We start from the raw sequence: 15,164 nt of genomic DNA on the forward strand, positions 1-15,164 counted from the left end.
GGCGCGGCAAAGCAACCAGCACACCCATTTTCCCGCTGGCAAGGAGCCCGCTGATGTTCACGCGCTGGGGGGATCTCGTCTACCGGCTGCGCTTCGCCGCACTCGGGATAGTGGTTGGCGCGCTCCTTGCACTCGGCGCATACGGCTTCGGACTCGAGGACCACCTCAGTTCCGGCGGGATGGACGATCCCACCTCGGAATCCGCACAAGCCGCACGCCTCGCCGACGCCGCCTTCGGACGTAATCACGACTTCGACGTCGTCGTGCTCTACACCGCACCGGACGGCAAGACCGTCGACGATCCGCAGTTCAGCCAGCCCATCATCGACAATCTCAACAGCCTGCCGCACAAGTATCCGAACGAGATCACCGGCGTCAACGCCTCCTACTGGCGCGTCGACGGCGCGAAGATCAGTGGCGCGAAGGCTGCCACCGAGGACAAGAAGCGCGCCGTTGCCGCAATCGCCATCGCGGGCGACAACGACACCGACTCCGTACGCAACTTCCGCAAGGTCAAGGACGCCTTCGCAATACCGGGCATCGACGTGCAGGTCAGCGGCCTACAGGCGGTGGCGGGCACACTCAACGACACCATGGCCGACGATGTGCACCGCATGGAAGTCCTGGCCATACCCGCCGTCGCGGTGCTGCTGTTCTTCATCTTCGGCGGCCTCGTCGCGGCCGCGCTACCATTGCTCGTCGGCGGACTCACGGTGATCGGCGCATCCGGCATCATCATGCTCCTCACCCGGTTCACCGAGGTGAATTCCTTTGTCTCCTCGGTGCTCTCGATGATCGGCCTGGGCCTGGCCATCGACTACGGCCTGTTCATCGTCAGCCGATTCCGCGAGGAACTCGCCGCGGGCTACGACACCCGCGCCGCGGTGCGCCGTACCGTCGTCACCGCCGGACGCACCGTCGTGTTCTCCGCGACCATGATCATCGCGAGCCTCGGCAGCATGCTGCTGTTCCCCCAGGGCTTCCTCAAATCCATGGCCTATGGCGCCATCGCGACCGTCCTACTGGCCGCCTTCACCGCTATCACCGTCCTGCCCGCCAGCCTGGCCGTCCTCGGTCCGCACGTGGATATCTTGGGGTTCAAGCGGTTCCGAAGAACCAAGACCGCCGAACAAATCGAAGACAGTTTCTGGGGTAAGACCACCCGCTGGGTGATGCGGCGCCCACTCACCGTCGCGATCCCACTGATCGTCGTGCTCTTCCTGCTGATCATCCCGGTCAAGAACCTCATCTTCGGCGGCTTCAGCGAGCGATACCTCCCACCGGACAACCCGACTCGCGTCGCACAGGAACAGATCGACACCTTCTTCCCACAGCGCCGATCCGATCCCATCGAACTGGTCTTCGTCGCCGATAACAGCACTCTGGTCGGCGAGGCGTGGCGCGCGGCCGGACACGCACCCGGACTGGCCGGTCCATTCGAAATGCCGTCCAAATCCTTGACGCAAGATAACGTCTACCGCTCCAAGGCAACACTGGTGAACCCGGACGAAGGCGGGGAAACCATCGAATACCTGCGCAAAATGGAACTCCCCGACGACGTCACCATGTACGTCGGCGGTATTCCGGCCATGCAGAAGGACAGCATCGACGCACTGCTCTACCGCATCCCGATCATGATCGCCCTGGTCTTGTTCGTGACCACACTCCTGATGTTCCTCACCTTCGGCTCGCTCGTGCTGCCGATCAAGGCCGCACTCATGAGCGCACTCGGCCTCGGCGCCACCCTCGGCATCCTGACCTGGATCTTCGTCGACGGCCACGCCGCAGGACTGCTGAACTTCACCCCGCAGCCGATCCAGTCGAATGTGCTCGTACTGATCATCGCGATAATTTACGGCCTGTCTACCGACTACGAGGTCTTCCTGCTCTCCCGCATGGTCGAGGCCAGAGCCAAGGGCGCGAGCACCAGCGACGCGGTGCGCACCGGCACCGCGCACACCGGCCGCATCATCACCGCGGCCGCGCTGATCCTGCTGGTGGTCACCGGCGCCTTCGCCTTCTCCGATCTGGTGATGATGCAGTACATCGCCTACGGCATGATCGCCGCATTGTTCATCGATGCGACCGTGCTGCGCATGCTGCTGGTACCCGCGGTCATGCAGCTGCTCGGCGACAACTGCTGGTGGGCACCGGCATGGATGAAGCGGCTCCAGGAGAAAATCGGACTCGGCGAACCTATTCTCGACGATGAACGCCCGAGCACCGAGGATATGCACGCCCCGATCGAGACCACACCGATCACGCTGCGGCTCCCCACCGTCACCACTGGACGGTCGGACGGTTCGTAGCTACCCCACCAAAAGGGAACGCCGCGCGCTGCCTCGGGAGGTACGCTCACCGCCGGAAAGCCCGCGGACCCGATCGCCGAACCGGCGACCTGGTCAACCACCGGCCAACTGGACCGAAGGACGACCGCGATGTGCAGCTACCGTCTCGATGCCGAATACGCCGATCCGACACCGTTGAAGGTACGGATCGACACCCACGAGCACTATTCGGAGCGGCCCGACGACCCCATCGCGGATGTGCTGACCGCGCTCGAACTCACCGGAACCGAAGATCTAGCCGATATCGGCTGCGGCGACGCCCGATTCCTCGCCCACCTGGCCGGAGGCGGTCACCAAGGTGCGTTGGTCGGTATCGACACCTCCCCGGCAATGGTCGCCGCCGCGAATGCCGTACCCCGGGTACGCGGCGTTTTCGGCAGCGCGGACCGGATCCCCTTCGACGACAACAGCTTCGACGTGCTCACCGCTCGGCATATGCTGTACCACCTCCCGAATCCCGTCGCCGCACTCAGGGAATTCCGGCGCACGACCAAACCCGGCGGGAGGGTTGCCGTGGTCGTCAATCATCCCGGAACCCACCCCCACACGACCGAACTCGTGGCCGCGCACGCCGCAACATACGGCCTCGACGTGGCCGATGCGGTCACCGTCGACTCCGACACCCTGCCGGCACTGATGTCCGAGGTTTTCGGCGAGGTGCGGATCCAACGATCGGACAATGCGCTCGTCTTCGACACCCCCGATCCACTGGTGCGCTTCGCCGAGGCGCTGTTCACCTTCTACGGCGTCACACCGAATCACCCACGGCGGCAGGTGATTCTGAACGATCTGCGCGAGGACGTCGAAGATTGGTTCACCCACCATCCGGGGCGGACGTGGCGCGATCCCAAGGGATACATCGTCGCCACGGCCGTGGTCGATTACCAGGGCAGCGCGCCGGCGGCATCGACGTAGCTTCCGGTGGGTCCATCGGAGCCGATCTGCGCCATGCGCACGATGATCTCCGCACCCTCCTCGACCGTCTGGGTTCCGGTATTTCCGTTGAGATCGGTCTTCGTGTAGCCGGGCTCTACCGCATTGATCCGGATATTCGGGAACGCCTTCGCGTACTGCACTGTGAGCATATTGACCACGGTCTTCGATGCCGGATACGCTACGCCCGGGTAGGCGTACGCCGGGGTACCCGGTGTTGAGACCCTGGTCAGCGATGCCAGACCACTGCTGACATTGACCACGACCGGCGCGGCGGATCGCTGCAGCAGCGGCAGGAAGGCGTGCAAGACGCGCACCGTGCCGAAGACATTCGTGTCGAAGGTCTTTCGCATCACATCGGCGGTGATGTCCGCTGCGCCGATGACGTCGCTGCGGTCGGTCATCTCTGCCTGGATACCGGCGTTGTTGACCAGGACATCCAGACCGCCGTCGGCCTCGATGGTCTGCACCGCGGCCGCAACGGACGCATCCTCGACGATATCGAGTTGAACTGCCCGCGCACCCAACTCCGTGGCCGCCCGGCGACCACGTTCGGCATCCCGGCTGCCGAGATAGACGGTGTGCCCCGCCGCAATGAGTTGGCGGGCGGTCTCGAAGCCGAGACCCTTGTTCGCTCCGGTAATCAATATTGCTGCCATGCCACCAACGCTAGAATTTAGAGTGCGCTCGAAGTCAAGCGCGAGACTTTCCCGGTAGTGCAACAAGTCTGGTCAGCGTTGCGTGCTCGAAGACTGCGCGACGACCTCGACCCGACCCAGCTCGTCGCCGCCCTCTGCGCCGAACACTGAGGGCCTTATCGGTTTACCGTGGTAAAACGAGCACTCTCGCGCAGTGTACGACCGGGATCCGTTCTCCCACTGCGCACGGCGAAGACGACTGGAGGGCACATGCGCAAGCTCATCTCGACTGTCGCTTACTACATCCTCTGCACCTTGATGTCTCCCCTGATCCTGATCGGGTACATCGTGTGGGTGGTCAAGACCATCACCACGGGCCGCTCGGGTGTATCCGGGACGGCGCAGGGCCCGCTAACCGCCCGGTTCTCCGCGCACAAATTCGGGACCAGGCAGGATGAGGCCGCGGACCGGCTGATACGGACACTACCCGACGTCCCGCCCCTGGGACTGCGCCTTGCGGTCGGTCCTGTGGTGCTGGCACACCGGCTGACCGGGTACGTGCCGAGGGCCTTCAGATACCCCTTCGAGGGCGATATACCCCCGCAGTACGAGGTCTCGGCACGCACCTGGTTTTTCGATGCAGCCGTCGATCGGTACCTGCCCGACGTCGCGCAGTTTGTCATCCTCGGCGCGGGTTTCGACACGCGCACCTACCGACTTCCGACCGACACGCGGGTACGTGTGTTCGAGGTCGATTCGCCACAAACGCAGATGGTCAAACGCAAGACGCTCGAGAAGGCCGGCATAGGTTCCACCGGGGTGACGTTCGTACCGGCAGACTTCGAGAAGGAGGATTGGCTCGCCTGCCTCACCACGGCGGGATTCGACCCTGGTCAGCGAACGCTGTTCCTGTGGGAGGGCGTGACCATGTACCTCGACCGGGCGGCCGTCGAGGACACCCTGCGGAAGATCGCTTCGACGGCAAACGGAAGCGTCGTCGCGTTCGACTACTTCACCACCGAAGCCTTCCAGTCGCGGGCGCTGTTTTGGCGTTATGGCAGGGCCACGACAAAGGCCGCGGGAGAGGTATTCAAGTTCGGCGTCGACAGCACCCCGCCTTCCCGTGAACGGTTAGCCGAGCTGCTCCGATCCTGCGGGCTTTCGCTTTCCGATCAGCAGACCCTCGGCGAGGACACGCAAACTCGGCGTGCCTGGGGCGGGTTCGCGATCGCGACGGTGGAGAAGTCGCCCTAGCTCAGGAGCCGGTTGTTGTGGGCAACTCCAATCCGGCACCGACACTTCGCGCTGACCACACCTCGCTCGAGACCGACTACGCACGCATCAGTGCACCTGAGCACACTGGTCATGGCTAGGGTCAGCTGCTCTCGAGCTAGGTGTGGTTGCTGGGTGGTGCCTTTTGTTCGGTAGGTGATTCGTGGAGTTGTTCTAATTGCAATCATGCATAGATGCGCATATCTATCTACCTAGATGTAATTTCTGAACTGGCCGTTACCCGGGTTTCATTCATGACGCGCCGCGTCGTAGCACCACCGAGGTCGATCTGAACCGCGCAATTCCCCTGCGCCCCAGCTCATTTCCCAACTCCCCTGAGTCCCACGACCCCACGAAACCCCGCTCCCCCGCCCGGCGAGGACCGCATATGCCTCACGGCCTGGATGAGCCGGGCCTCTGGCCTATCGGATCGGTATCGTGTGGGCGGCGAGCTTGCGCAGCGACTCGGGCAGGTTCGGCTAGGCCGCGGCGAGATTCGTCCCCGTCGGGTTCCGGCGCGATCTCAGCGCGCAGCCGTGCGGCGGTGTGGGATGCCCACCCCGCCAACGTATTCGACCGCACCGATTCCGGAATCCCGGTCATCGCAAGACAATCCGACCGCCAGACGTGCTTCATACGCGAGGTCTATTGTCCACCGACGCCCGCTACGTCGACGCTGAATCGACCCCGCTACTGCCTGGCAGCCCGATCGCCCAGGACCAGATAGCCGCTACCGCGAGAAGATCGGCTGGGGCGAGGGCCGCACCGCGGACAGTCTGCTGGGCCATCGCCCCCCGGCTCCCCCACGGCGTGCTCCCGCCCCCGCATTATCACCTGACCGCCCACGAGGTCGGCGACCCATATCGCGGCGTCGTCAGCCGTGGTAGCCGAGTTGTTCGAGGAGCCCGTCGAGTTGGAGTTCGAATAATTCGGCGCGGTCGGCGAAGGTGTCGGTGCCGAATTGGTCGAAGACGTCGAAGGTGACCGCACCGAACAGGCCGACCCACATGGTGATGCCCCGGGCGACGAGCCAGTCCGGGATGTCATGGCCGAACGAGGCTCTGATGTCGGCGAAATTCGCTGCGAGTGCCGAGGATAACGGGCGCTCCTCGACCGGTGCGGTGAGCTTGCCCGCATGATAGGCGCGGGCGAAGAGGGTTTGCATCGTCGTGATGACCCGGGTGCCAGGAACGGTGGTCTGTTCCGCTGGAGCGTCGTAGCCCGGCACCGGTGTGCCGAATAGGAGTCCGTAGCGGGCGGGTTCGGCCAGCGCCCAGTAGCGGACGGTGCGGCCGACGATGCGCAGGCCCTCGATCGGGTCGTCGTCGGGAGCATCGGCCAGTGCCGCGTCGACCGCGTCGCCGAGTGCGTTGTAGCCGTCGATCACCAGCAGGGTGAGCAGTTCATCGCGGCTGCGCACGTACCGATATACCGCCGACGACACCACACCGAGATCGCGGGCGACGGCGCGCAGCGAGAGTGCGGCCGCGCCATCGGTGGCCAGATGTTCGCGGCCGATCCGGACGATGTCGTTCATGGTTTGGGCCCTGGCCCGGGCACGTGGTGTCGTCGGCATACGATCACCATGCGCTCTCTAGAGAGCGATGTCAACTAATGAGAGCGATGCTCTTTGACTTTGGGGCGCACTCGTTGCATGCTTGTACGCAACAGTGAGCACCGCTCACCAAAGTAGATGAGGATTCGCCCATGTCGGAGCTGCACATCGTCACCGGAGCCGGACCCACCGGAACCACGATCGCCGAGCAATTGGCTGCGGCGGGCAAACAGGTTCGGGTACTCACCCGCTCCGGGAGCGGTCCCGATCATCCCCTCGTCGAGCGACGCATGGTCAATGTGACACTACCCGAACGACTTTCGGGCGAATTCGACGGCGCGACGGCCATCTACCACTGCCTCGGCGGTTCGGAATACACGGCGAAGGCCTGGCGCGCGGAGCTGCCGCCGGCCGAGCGCACCGTGCTGAATGAAGCTGAAAAGGCCGGCACGGTAGTGGTTTTCGCGGAGAATATCTACTCCTACGGCAAGGTCGACGGTCCGATTACCGAAAACCTGCCCCGCAATGCCGATTTCGGTAAACCCAGCGTTCGCACCCAACTGGTGCGCGCCCGTGCGGCACACGCCGCGGCGACAGTGAGCGTCGCCGCCGCGGACTTCCTCGGCCCATATGTGCGGGCGTCGCTGGCCGGGGAACAGGTATTCGTCCCGATCCTCACTGGCAAGCGGGTGCAGGCATCAGGCAAGCTGAACCTCCCGCACTCCTACACATATATGCCCGATCTCGCCGCTGCCATGATCCGCGCGGCCGCCGAGGAATCGGTCTGGAATTCGTTCCTGCACGCCCCGACCGCACCGCCGATCACCCAGCAGCAGCTCTTCGACACGATCGCCGCCGCCGCGGGCGTCGCGGCTCCCAAGGTCTTCGCGGCACCGGCTGTCCTGCTGCGCATACTGGGCCTCACCAACGAGACGATGCGCGAGCTCGCCGAGATGAGTTACCAGGTGACGCGGCCGTACGTACTCGACTCCTCCGCCAGCGAGGAGCGCCTCGGCCTGCATCCGACCCCGATCGAGGATGCCATCGCTGCCACGGTCGCCTGGTGGCAGACCCAGCTCTAAACCTTTGCTACTCGGTAGTAGTGTTACCGGTGTCACTGGCGACACGGATCGAGGAGCACCACATGGACCAGCGAGCAACGGATTTCGACGTACTCGTGGTCGGTTCGGGATTCGGCGGCAGTGTCACGGCGCTGCGGCTGATCGAGAAGGGCTACCGGGTCGGTGTACTGGAGGCCGGTCGACGCTACGCCGATGACGAACTGCCAGAAACCAGCTGGGACCTGCGCAAATTCCTGTGGGCGCCGAAGCTCGGCTGCTACGGCATCCAACGCATCCACCCGCTGCGCAATGTGCTGATCCTCGGCGGCGCGGGTGTCGGCGGCGGTTCGCTCAACTACGCCAACACGCTCTACGTGCCGCCGGAGCCGTTCTTCCAGGATCAGCAGTGGCGCGATATCACCGACTGGCGCGCCGAGCTCACCCCGTACTATGAGCGCGCGAAGAAAATGCTCGGCGTGGTGCAGAATCCGCATCTGACACCGGCGGACGAGGTGTTCAAGAAGGTCGCCGACGATATGGGCTTCGGCGAGACCTTCGTGCAGACCCCGGTCGGCGTCTTCTTCGGCCAGCCGGGAAAGACCGTGGCGGACCCGTACTTCGGTGGTGTCGGCCCGGACCGGACCGGCTGCCTCGAATGCGGTGAATGTATGACCGGCTGCCGCCACGGCGCGAAGAACACCCTCGTGAAGAATTACCTGTATCTCGCGGAAAAGGCGGGCGCGCAGGTGATTCCGATGACCACGGTGACCGCGATCCGTCCGCTGCCCGACGGCACCTGGGATATCGCGACCCAGCGCACCGGCGCGTGGTTCCGCAAGCGCCCGCATACCCACACCGCGGGCCAGGTCGTGCTCGCTGCGGGTACGCTCGGCACCCAGAAGTTGTTGCACGCCATGCGGGATCGGGGCGTACTCCCCGAATTGTCCGATCGGCTCGGCCAACTGACGCGCACCAACTCCGAATCCATTGTGGGCGCTGCGACCCGCACAGTGAATCCGGACGTCGACTTCACTCGTGGCGTCGCGATCACCTCATCGATCCACCCGACCCACGACACCCATATCGAGCCGGTCCGCTACGGCAAGGGTTCGAACGCCATGGGGCTGTTGCAGACCCTGATGGTGGACGGCGGCGGCCGAATGCCACGCTGGCTGCGCTTCCTCGGCCAAGTGGTGCGAAACCCGTTCGCGCTCATCAGCTTCCTGAGCGTGAAGAACTGGAGCGAGCGCACCATCATCTCGCTGGTGATGCAGCACCTCGACAATTCGATCACCACCTACACCAAACGCACCATGTTAGGCCGCAAGCTCACCAGCAAACAGGGCCACGGCCAACCCAATCCGACCTGGATTCCGGCGGGCAACGAGGTGACCCGCAAAGTGGCCGACGAAATCGGCGGCGTCCCGGGTGGCAGTTGGGGCGAAATCTTCAATGTCCCCCTCACCGCCCACTTCCTCGGCGGCGCACCCATCGGCGCGGACCGCGACACCGGCGTAATCGACGCCTACCACCGAGTTTTCGGTTACCCGACGCTCAGCGTGGTCGACGGAGCCGCCATCTCCGCGAACCTCGGCGTCAACCCATCACTCACCATCACCGCCCAAGCCGAACGCTGCGCCGCCTACTGGCCCAACAAGGGCGAACAAGACCTGCGCCCCTCGCAAGGCGTCGCCTACCAACAAATCCAACCCATCGCCCCCAAGAACCCGGTCGTCCCCGCCGACGCCCCCGCCGCCCTAGTCCTCCCGATCGTCGAAATCTGCACCGACAAGTCCGCCGCCAGCTGAGGCAGGCCCTCGACCGCCACCGAACACCCGGTCTCGCAAAAGCGATGGACGCAGCCGCCCCGGTAAGAGTGGATGCGCGACCGCGACCCGCCCGGCACCGCCGAGCGGGTCTACACGAGGTATCGCGTCAGTTGCGGACGAACAGCACCCCGCCCGCGACGACCAGGGCCAGCACAATGGCGGCGATGCCGAAGATGAGGCGGTGGTTGCGCAGGGACGGGACGACACGGTCGACGGCGTAGTGGCCTGGACCGGTGAGGGCCAGCGACGCGGCGGCCAGGATGAGCAGCAGTTCGTATTCGATGCCCTTCGGGGCGAAGAAGCCGCCGCCCCATTTGACGGCGATCGCATTGAGCAGGGTGCCGACCAGTGCCGCGGCGGCTAGCGGGGTGAGCAGCCCGACGGCGAGGGCGAGTCCGCCGAAGGTTTCGCTGAGACCAGCGACAACGGCCATCGCCTTGCCCGCGGGGTAGCCGTTCATCTCGAAGAACTTGCCGGTGCCGTCGAGGCCGCCACCGTTGAACCAGCCGAACAGTTTCTGCGCACCGTGTGCGGCCATGGTGAGTCCGACGGCCAACCGCAGGACAAGTAGACCGAGGTCGTAAGTATCTGTGGGCGTTGCGGTTTCGGTAGACGTAGCGGGGGCTGTGATGATGGCGGTCACAGGAATACCTTTCGTGATGTGGTGGCTCAGCCCAGTTGGATGGAGCGCCGGGCCATGCCCAGCCAGAACCCGTCGATGACGGTGCGTTGGTTGGTGAAATCATCGGCGCCCGCACCGAGTGCGACGAACAGTGGTGCGAAATGGTCGGTGCGCGGATGCGCGAGATGTGCCGCGGGGGCCTTGTTTTCGAAGTCGAGCAGGGCGTCGAGATCGTGGGCGGCAAGGGTTTCGCGGCCCCAGTCGTCGAATTCGGCGGTGAAGTTGTAGACGTGCTCGTCATCGGTGGTGATGGCGCGCAGGTTGTGGGTGAAGAAGCCGCTGCCGATGATCAGCACGCCCTCGGCGCGCAGCGGCGCGAGCCGGCGGCCCAGTTCCATCAGCCGCCTCGGGTCCAGCGTCGGCATCGACAGCTGCAATACCGGGACATCGGCCTCGGGATACATCTCCTTCAGCGGCACATAGGCACCATGGTCCAGTCCACGATCCGGCACGTCGACGACACTGCCACCGAGCAGTTTGCGCACCTTGTCGGCCAGTTCCGGCGCTCCAGGTGCCACATATCGCACGTGGTAGTAGTGCTCCGGGAAACCAAAGAAGTCATAGACCAGCGGCACATTCGTGGTTGCGCCGAGTGCGATCGGCGCGGCTTCCCAGTGCGCGGAAATCATCAAAATCGCTGTGGGAAGCGGCAATTCGCGCGACCACGCGGCCAACTCACCTGGCCACCGCGGATGATCGGCCAGCGGCGGCGCGCCGTGTGAGAGGTAGAGCACCGGCATCTGTCCGGCCATCGCTGTCCTCCGTCCAACTAGTTCAAATTTGAACGCGAACCGACTATAGCTCTTTGTTCAAATTTGAACAACTTCGGTAGGATGGCCCGGTGGCTGACGCGAAATGGCTGAACGAGCGGGAGATGCGCACCTGGCAGGGCTTCCTGGCGGCGGGGGCGCTCGTCGGCCGACAGGTCGAACAGCACCTCAAACAGGAGGGGCTCTCGCACACCCAGTACGAGGTCCTGGTTCGCCTCGCCGCAGCCCCCGCGGGCCAGCTACGCATGACCGAATTGGCCGATGCACTCTACACCTCGAAAAGCGGCCTGAACTACCAGGTCACCCAAATGGAGAAGGCCGGTCTGGTGCGCCGCGCAGCGTGCCCGACCGACGTCCGCGGCGTCATCGCCACCCTCACGGCGGCGGGCCGCGATCATCTCGAGCAGATCGCTCCCGGCCACGTCGAAACGGTCCGCCGCGTTCTCATCGATGTGCTGACACCCGAACAACAAGAGGCGATCGCCACCGGCCTCAGCGAGGTCGCGCGTCGACTCGGTTAGTTCGGACTGCGCGGGCAACTCTGCGGATTGCCCGAATACCCCAGTGTCGGAAACGCCGCAGAATCAGGGCCATTAGAAATCTGTTGGGAAACTCTAAGCCCGAACAGATTTGATGTCCGGGTACGGATGTGACGCTGAGGGGTCGCAGATTTGAGCCGAGAACGGAGAAGATAGTGTCGACCACCTTTCCGAGTTCCGTCACCGAGGCCACATCGGATACGGTGCAGGACTGCCGCCGACGTGGTTGGACAGTGGCGGAAACCACCAATGGCGTCTGCCTGATCACCGACGAGCAGATATCGGCCATCGAACTCACCGGTGCACTGGCCGCCACCGTGCGCCGGTACCTGCGGGCCAACAACCTGTCCGGTCCGGTGATCGAGATCCCGGGACCGCAGCGCCGCGAGATCCACTTGGTGGTCGGCGCGGCCAAGGCAGCCATGGCAATCGGCGCACTGCGTGCCGTCGGCGCGATCGTGCACACCGACGGCGCGAGCATCCCACTCCCGCCGACCCGCCTGTCGGCCGGGTCGGCCTGCTGGGGGATTTCCCCGAGCGAGGCCCGCCGGGTGTCGCCCGTGGTCGCGATCGCTGCCGCGGTCCGGGTCGCCGAATCCGGCCGCAAGCCGCATCTCACCGACCTGGCGAGCTGAGCAGCGTCGAACCGACGTCGCGTCCGATTCCGGTCGCGGATCGGGCGTCGGCATCGTGTCCGCCTCGGCGGGATTTGGTTCGCGGACAACGACTTTCCGCTGGATACGCCGCAGCCGACCGGTGCCTCCAGGACGCGTCACCGAGCAGCCGCATGGTCGCCGGACCAACAGCATCCGCAAGACGGTGGCATCGTTGAACAGCGCGGTGACCATGCCGAGGGCGATGTACTGCATCATCGCCAGATCGGGCGGCGCGAAAAGACCGGTCACCACAATCAAGATCAGCGCGGCGGCGCAGCTGACCCGGCCCGTGCGCGCGACACCGAGATCCACTCCGACGCAACGTACCTCGTTACCGGCGGTTTCGCCGGTTTCGGGCTCGGTTCCGGACAGCGCACAACGCCAATCGGAATCCACCTGGCGGGCGCCCTATGTCCAGTGCCGTCTGACCGTCCCCGCCACGGTCAGACGGCAGCAACTGACGGGCGAGGGCATCGACAGTCGAGATGTTGTTACCATTTGGATGATAGACACATCCGAATGTGCATGACAACGCTGAGCGGGCCCAATGACGGGCCACCAGCAACATCTCGCCCATTCGTGGCGCCGCACGCGAGCGTCGAACGAGTACGCTGCGCGATGCCGCAGGAAGCAAGGAGATAGCGAAGGACCGATGGTTCGTCTGACGAGGGCACAGCAGCAGGACGCCACCCGCAGAAAGGTGTTGGCCGCGGCCAAGTCCGAGTTCGCGCAGCGCGGATTCCGCGGCACGACGGTCGACGGCATCGCCGCGCGTGCGGATATGACACGCGGTGCGGTCTATTCCAATTTCCCGGGCAAGCGAGCGCTGTATCTCGCGGTGCTCGCACACGAGGCCGAACAGGCTCCCGCACCGGAAGGCCACCCGAGCGCCGATTCACCGGCCGCCGCGCTCGGAGCGTTCGCGAGTACCTGGCTCCAGCAGCTACCGCAGTCGAGTCAGTACGAATACAGCGAAGACGCGCAGTTCACCTCCCCCGCGCTCAGCGTCGATTTCGTACCCGAAGTTCTGATGAGCGAACAGATCCGGCGACCGTTCGCACAGCTGCTCGCACTCGACGCGCTGCTGCTCGCCATGTCACTGCGGGCAATCAGCCAATCGACCTCCGCGCCACTCGAAAGTTTCATCGCCAGTTCCGAATCCGTGCTGACGATCCTGTACGGGACGACCCAGCTGTCATACGTCGCACCGGAGTTCACCGATCCGGCCCGAGCCGTCGCGCTGTGCGAACAGGTCGCGCTCCTCGGGGGCGTGAAGACGCCGACCCCGCCCTCGCGCATCGACGCGCGCGTCACCCGGGTCGACGAGCCTTGGGAGCCACCGAGCTGCATCGATCGGGTACGCGGCGACTCGGCCCGGCTCGACCGCAGCGGCCTGGTCGCCATCCTCGGCATGCACCGGATCGGCACCATCGAAGCGGCACTGTCGATCTGGCCCGAGCACACCGATATCACGCTGGCACTGGTGAGCGATCATCCCGCGGAACTCGCCCCGCTGGCGCGGCTGGCGATCGCCGACATCTGCCGTTCATTGCGCCATGCGTTCCCGGCGGCGGCGCTACCTCGGCTGCAGGTGATCGTCGATGACGCTGGAACACTCGCGGCCGCATGCGGATTCGACAAGGTCGACGACAATTCCGAGTTCGCTGTCCTCGTCGAGAACAGCCGCATCACGGCGCGGGCCGACGGGCGGGGCGCAGGTGAGGCCGCGGCAACCGCATATGCGAGTTCATCGACTCCGGATCGAGCGTGAGTCTTCCAGCGGACCGAGCATTTTCGCCAGCGCCTGACAGGCACCCGCCCCCATCGCCCGCGCGACCACCCGTTCGCCGTCGATGACGACCGCACCCTCGGTGTCGTCATCGACGGTATCGACCCCGCACGCCCGTGCGAGTTCGCCGGATTCGTCGAGCACCACCTGCATGCCGGGCACCGCGGGGCACGGAAATGCGGCGCGCAGCGACCGGCTGATATCGCTGACCGCGAGGCGAGCCAGCTGTGCCACCTCCGTCTCGTCGGCGGTGACCATCGCAACCGTGGTGCGACCGCCGATCGGCTGGTCACGCAGGATATCCGCAACCGCGCCGAGCCTGTTCATCCCGAGTACGGCAACCACATTTCCGCCCGACAGGTCCGCGGCCACTGTATGGACGAGGTCGCGGCACGGTGGTGGCGTCCACAGTTCGTCGACCCTCACCACCGCGGCGGCGTGTGCCGTAGCCCGCGCGGCGTCGTCGATCCGATGGTGCACCATCTGCTCACATGCGGCGACCACTTTCGCTCCGTCCACGAATTCCGGTGCGACGAAGGACAATTGGTTTGCGCCGTACAGCAGGGTGAGCACCGATTCGGCGATGCCGAGCCAACGACCGGGCAGTGCCGACTCACCACCGCCGTCCAGGCCCGCGAGTGCCAGGCCGAGGAGGATGGCGTCCAGTTTGATCAGTTGTACGAACGAGCCGCGCAGACATTCGTCGACAACGAGTTCGGGAATGAGGTCGTGCGCCAGCATCGGCGAACGCAGCTGCACGAGGCCGCCCACCGGATGGTTTGCCGAACCGGGGAGACGTTCGACCCAGGTCCGTGCGAATCGGGCGATGGCCGCCACCGGGGTCCGCGCGGGTCCACCATCGAGGAGTTCCGGCGCCGCTTCGGCCTCCGCGGCCAGCACGGCCAGATACAACGCCCGCTTACCTGCGAAGTTGGAGTAGACCGCGCCGCGGGTGAGGTCCGCGCGCTCGGCAATGTCATCGACCGTCGCGCCGCGAAAACCACGTTCGGCGAACTCTGCCTTGGCAGCCGCTAGGACCCGGTCGCGATTGCGTTGCTGCAATGCGGCTCTGCTCTGACGACCCATCGGTTC

General features: G+C 65.0%; 13 protein-coding genes and 2 pseudogenes. 9 read left to right on the forward strand and 6 right to left on the reverse strand.

Annotated features, from left to right (window positions below; translation table 11 throughout):
• Nucleotides 1-53 precede the first annotated feature (53 nt).
• Together AB0L63_RS19935 and AB0L63_RS19940 are read left to right on the forward strand one after the other, a co-directional pair.
• The gene (locus AB0L63_RS19935) at nucleotides 54-2,309 is read left to right on the forward strand and encodes an MMPL family transporter (protein ID WP_364502692.1); all 2,256 of its coding nucleotides are present in this window, start codon (nucleotides 54-56) and stop codon (nucleotides 2,307-2,309) included.
• A 129-nt stretch (nucleotides 2,310-2,438) separates the two neighbouring features.
• A complete protein-coding gene (locus AB0L63_RS19940) occupies nucleotides 2,439-3,263 on the forward strand; it encodes a class I SAM-dependent methyltransferase (protein ID WP_364502695.1) in 825 nt (274 codons plus the stop codon).
• Here the strand turns inward: AB0L63_RS19940 and AB0L63_RS19945 are convergent.
• Entirely contained in the window at nucleotides 3,230-3,940 is a 711-nt protein-coding gene (locus tag AB0L63_RS19945) for an SDR family NAD(P)-dependent oxidoreductase (protein WP_364502698.1), read from the reverse strand. The two genes, AB0L63_RS19940 and AB0L63_RS19945, sit on opposite strands and share 34 nt — an antisense overlap.
• A gap of 249 nt (nucleotides 3,941-4,189) precedes the next feature.
• Between AB0L63_RS19945 and AB0L63_RS19950 the strand changes: the two genes are divergently transcribed.
• Nucleotides 4,190-5,173: an SAM-dependent methyltransferase gene (locus AB0L63_RS19950; RefSeq protein WP_364502701.1), complete on the forward strand. Its 984-nt coding sequence runs from the start codon at nucleotides 4,190-4,192 to the stop codon at nucleotides 5,171-5,173.
• Between the two features lie 538 nt (nucleotides 5,174-5,711).
• Nucleotides 5,712-5,970: pseudogene (locus tag AB0L63_RS19955) on the forward strand (hypothetical protein); the annotation flags it as partial.
• A 95-nt stretch (nucleotides 5,971-6,065) separates the two neighbouring features.
• On the opposite strand, the gene AB0L63_RS19960 reads toward AB0L63_RS19955, so the two are convergent.
• Nucleotides 6,066-6,767, reverse strand: a complete 702-nt coding sequence (locus tag AB0L63_RS19960; protein WP_364502703.1) for a WHG domain-containing protein — start codon at nucleotides 6,765-6,767, stop codon at nucleotides 6,066-6,068.
• Nucleotides 6,768-6,898: 131 nt separating this feature from the next.
• On the opposite strand from AB0L63_RS19960, the gene AB0L63_RS19965 reads away from it, so the two are divergent.
• Nucleotides 6,899-7,828 (forward strand): NAD-dependent epimerase/dehydratase family protein, encoded by a 930-nt coding sequence (locus tag AB0L63_RS19965; protein ID WP_364502706.1) that lies wholly within the window; start codon nucleotides 6,899-6,901, stop codon nucleotides 7,826-7,828.
• Nucleotides 7,829-7,890: 62 nt separating this feature from the next.
• The gene (locus AB0L63_RS19970) at nucleotides 7,891-9,615 is read left to right on the forward strand and encodes a GMC family oxidoreductase (protein WP_364502709.1); all 1,725 of its coding nucleotides are present in this window, start codon (nucleotides 7,891-7,893) and stop codon (nucleotides 9,613-9,615) included.
• A gap of 127 nt (nucleotides 9,616-9,742) precedes the next feature.
• On the opposite strand, the gene AB0L63_RS19975 is transcribed toward AB0L63_RS19970, so the two are convergent.
• Together AB0L63_RS19975 and AB0L63_RS19980 are read right to left on the reverse strand one after the other, a co-directional pair.
• Nucleotides 9,743-10,279 (reverse strand): DoxX family protein, encoded by a 537-nt coding sequence (locus tag AB0L63_RS19975; protein WP_364502712.1) that lies wholly within the window; start codon nucleotides 10,277-10,279, stop codon nucleotides 9,743-9,745.
• A 26-nt stretch (nucleotides 10,280-10,305) separates the two neighbouring features.
• A complete protein-coding gene (locus tag AB0L63_RS19980; RefSeq protein WP_364502715.1) occupies nucleotides 10,306-11,070 on the reverse strand; it encodes a class III extradiol ring-cleavage dioxygenase in 765 nt (254 codons plus the stop codon).
• A gap of 89 nt (nucleotides 11,071-11,159) precedes the next feature.
• Between AB0L63_RS19980 and AB0L63_RS19985 the strand changes: the two genes are divergently transcribed.
• Both AB0L63_RS19985 and AB0L63_RS19990 read left to right on the forward strand, forming a co-directional pair.
• Nucleotides 11,160-11,609 carry a MarR family transcriptional regulator gene (locus AB0L63_RS19985; RefSeq protein ID WP_364502718.1) on the forward strand — a complete coding sequence of 150 codons (450 nt, stop codon included), beginning with the start codon at nucleotides 11,160-11,162 and terminating at the stop codon, nucleotides 11,607-11,609.
• Nucleotides 11,610-11,782: 173 nt separating this feature from the next.
• Complete coding sequence (locus AB0L63_RS19990) at nucleotides 11,783-12,262, forward strand: hypothetical protein (RefSeq protein WP_364502721.1); 480 nt, start codon at nucleotides 11,783-11,785, stop codon at nucleotides 12,260-12,262.
• Here AB0L63_RS19990 and AB0L63_RS19995 read toward each other — a convergent pair.
• A pseudogene (locus AB0L63_RS19995) lies at nucleotides 12,243-12,586 on the reverse strand (hypothetical protein); the annotation flags it as partial. The gene AB0L63_RS19990 and the pseudogene AB0L63_RS19995 overlap by 20 nt on opposite strands.
• Before the next feature lie 349 nt (nucleotides 12,587-12,935).
• Between AB0L63_RS19995 and AB0L63_RS20000 the strand changes: the two are divergent.
• Nucleotides 12,936-14,054 (forward strand): helix-turn-helix domain-containing protein, encoded by a 1,119-nt coding sequence (locus AB0L63_RS20000; RefSeq protein WP_364502724.1) that lies wholly within the window; start codon nucleotides 12,936-12,938, stop codon nucleotides 14,052-14,054.
• On the opposite strand, the gene AB0L63_RS20005 is transcribed toward AB0L63_RS20000, so the two are convergent.
• On the reverse strand, nucleotides 14,031-15,134 hold the full coding sequence (locus AB0L63_RS20005) for a helix-turn-helix domain-containing protein (protein ID WP_364502727.1): 1,104 nt from the start codon (nucleotides 15,132-15,134) through the stop codon (nucleotides 14,031-14,033). The two genes, AB0L63_RS20000 and AB0L63_RS20005, sit on opposite strands and share 24 nt — an antisense overlap.
• Nucleotides 15,135-15,164 lie beyond the last annotated feature (30 nt).

The organism is Nocardia sp. NPDC051990, from assembly GCF_040680755.1.
Classification (GTDB): domain Bacteria; phylum Actinomycetota; class Actinomycetes; order Mycobacteriales; family Mycobacteriaceae; genus Nocardia.